Raw genomic sequence first — 3097 nt, forward strand, 5'->3', positions numbered from 1 at the left:
ATTTATTAATTCTTACATAAAATCAAAAACATTGTAAATTTTCGAGATTATATCGCCCCCGAAAATTTGGCTAGATTTTTTTATAATGCCCCGATAAATTAAGACAGAACACACCTAACTCCACCTATATTTATCCTATGCCTTATTTTTCTACTTCCGCTAATGTATATTTTAGGAAGTAGAAAATAAAATGATCATTAAAGTTTATAGATTTTAAGGTGAAATTATATATACTAGTTTCGGGAAAAAGGATGCTTACACAAAATCAAGGACGGTCTCCAACAGACACAGTTTTCTTGACAAATATCACCCAAGACCATAACAAATACACAAATGGGTTTTTTACCTGAGCTTATAGTTGTCCAATAAGCTCAACCCTGATAGCCTTTTTCAGTTTCAAATCTAATTGCTTCACTATTATTTTCCTCTTTTTTAGTAGGTATTTTCCTACCTTCATCACATTAATCCAGCCTCTTAAAAACTGTATCGTAAATCTTGCTTTTATTTCTCTTGCCTATACCCATATTTGTACTAATTCTATTTTATCCTCTATAATCCTGTAAACTATTCGGTATTTCTTTTTGTAGAAATAAAGATGGTACAACTTTCAATACATGATTAACCTGTTGTATTAGATACTTTGACCCAGCCAACCATCCGAAGATGGACGTGAAACAGCGCCGTCGTCTGGCATTCCCTGTTTGGAACGTTCTTTTGATCCCGTGAATTCTGACCATGCCCACTCTGCATTGGGGTAACCAATTCGAGCGTTCTATCTTCTCTATCAAGAATCCCCTATCTGAAAGTTCCGAGATTAAGTCGCTGAGCGTACCATGCTTTTCTGGTGCTTCCACCTGAATGCCGTCGGCGTAATTCCATAGGTTCTCAGTGAAGGGTTCCGTATCTACGGTTAACAGGATATGCCCTCCCGGAATTAACTGTTTCGTTGCCTTGTCAATACATGCCCTGCGAACATCGGATGTAAGATGTTCAATAACGTTCACACTCACCAAGGCATCCAACTGTAGATTATCGGAGGTATCTTGATATGGACTGTGAAGCGAATGAATTTGGGGATCTATTTCGGAATAATCTAGAAAACCCCACTCGTTCCAGGATTCCGGCGGCATTGTATTGCGTATCATTGGATGGGAATCGATGGTTAGAACGGAGTGTCCACGGTTACTTAACAGAAAAGGAAGCACGCTAACCCCAGCTCCGACATCGGCAATACGCATGGGATTTTTTTCCGCAAGTTCCGCCACGATCCATGGGTATTCAATGCACCTAGGCAGGTGATCCGGAAAGAATCCGAGTCTGTTTTTTGAATTAAAAAGCGCCTCGACCAAGAGAAGTGGCTCTGCAACATGCGGAATAGCCTTGATCAGAGTTTCTGGGGAGAGGCCACGAAAGGTTTCAAAAAAATTGTGGGAAATAACCAAAAATACGGTCACGCCCCGATAGGCATACACCGGAATGGGAATAACTCCATATCTGGATAGAGATACGGATATTGGTTCATGAAAGTAGGTCATGGGACCGAAGTCCACGGGACGGGCATCGAATCCGCTCACCAACAGATAGCTTCCACTGGCAAGAAGATTGCGCACCGCTGTTGCATATTCTTGCGGATCGGACAAGTGAATCAGTAGATCCAGACAGACCACGAGGTCCGTTTTAACCGGACTCGGGTCAGATGTGATATCATGCTGCATCCATAGTGCTCGCGGATTGGCCGCCATGTATAGAGGCTTGGAAGCCATAGCCAAATCCGCCGCGTATAGGGTGATTTCTTGCGGAAGACATTGTATGGTCTGCCCATCCCCACCACCAATATCTAGAACCGTATCGACATTCAAGATATTTACAATGCGTTGCAGAAGCTTTTGCTTTTTGGCTAGCGTTTCACCCCTGGAACCAATACCTGAGCCTAGCTCACTGTGCAAGGCATAGCGTGTATTCCAAAAGCCAACATTGTCCAGGGCAGATCTTCGGTCTTCGAGTAGTTTGTTATTGATCTCTCGGATGGTCTCATTCACCCGGGGAAGTGTTTCCACAGGAAGCAACAGTTGCTGACTATCCAAGGCGCGATGGTAATGCAGAATGGCAGGGATACAGTCTAGTGAGGATGGCTGCTTCACGTGAGTGGGGACGTTGAACCGCCGATCCAACTCAGCAAAAGGAATCTCCCTCTCGGTTATGGCCAGAGCGAATGCGACTTGATCGATGTGCATCCAGTACTCGCCAAAATGGTCAATTCTTTGAAAACACCAATCGACCCACTTTCGCCATGCTTCTGATAGCGATTCAAAGCAGATTCGGTCAATTACATACACTCCACCGTTTGCATTGGCTCTGATGGTCGGGGCTCCATCTACATCGGTCTTTGCAGGAATGATCGGAAGGCCGGCAAGTTGCAATAGATTTTCCAGGATCTCCATGGGAGGGTTGGCATAATCAACGGGTTTTGCAAGTACTCTACCTTCTGCTGCTGGAGGTTCTTCAAGAACGAGGAGGTCGCAGTCAAGCAAAACAACATCCTGGAAGTCTCTCTTGAGTAGAGACGGTAACTGCTGCAGCTTGTTGCAGTAAGCATGTCCGGGATAGGCTTCAATAGGAACGATTTCTACCCCAAGTTTCTGAAGACTTTTCCTAACCAAAGGGTCCGACTTCCCTTCCACCACATGCAAAACGATATGACTTGGGTCCACCCCAGCGAGTTTGGTCAGGGACCAGACTAGCCGACGCACCTGTTCAGGATACGGACCAATGGGATCTACTACTGCGGAATATAAACGCTGCATGGTCATTACACTCCATAAATGTAAGGTGATTTTAAGAAAAATTAAAGCATAAAACTATACTGTCCCCACTTGTCAAGACTATTTTTTTATTATCCATCTTTAAACCTCTTTTGTAAGTATTCGAATACTAAAAGTGCTGATTTTTCTGGATCGTTTTCGTTGGTTTTAATGTGTAATTCTGGAGACTCTGGCGGCTCATAAGGGTCATCAATGCCCGTAAAGTTTTTTATAAGTCCCATCCTTGCTTTTTTATACATACCTTTTACATCTCTGTTCTCGCAAACATCTAATGG

General features: G+C 43.6%; 2 protein-coding genes. Both read right to left on the reverse strand.

Annotated features, from left to right (window positions below; all coding sequences use genetic code 11):
- Positions 1–542 precede the first annotated feature (542 nt).
- A complete protein-coding gene (locus tag RTI30_RS13605; protein ID WP_312284055.1) occupies positions 543–2810 on the reverse strand; it encodes a class I SAM-dependent methyltransferase in 2268 nt (755 codons plus the stop codon).
- A gap of 83 nt (positions 2811–2893) precedes the next feature.
- The coding region (locus RTI30_RS13610; protein ID WP_312284056.1) for an adenylyl-sulfate kinase at positions 2894–3097 on the reverse strand (204 nt) is incomplete at its 5' end.

This window comes from Candidatus Igneacidithiobacillus taiwanensis (assembly GCF_031962545.1).
GTDB lineage: Bacteria > Pseudomonadota > Gammaproteobacteria > Acidithiobacillales > Acidithiobacillaceae > Igneacidithiobacillus > Igneacidithiobacillus taiwanensis.

What these genes read in the sequence shown, in the direction of transcription:
- RTI30_RS13605 (WP_312284055.1), bottom strand. Translation starts at nt 2,810, where the DNA reads ATGACCATGCAGCGTTTATATTCCGCAGTAGTAGATCCCATTGGTCCG.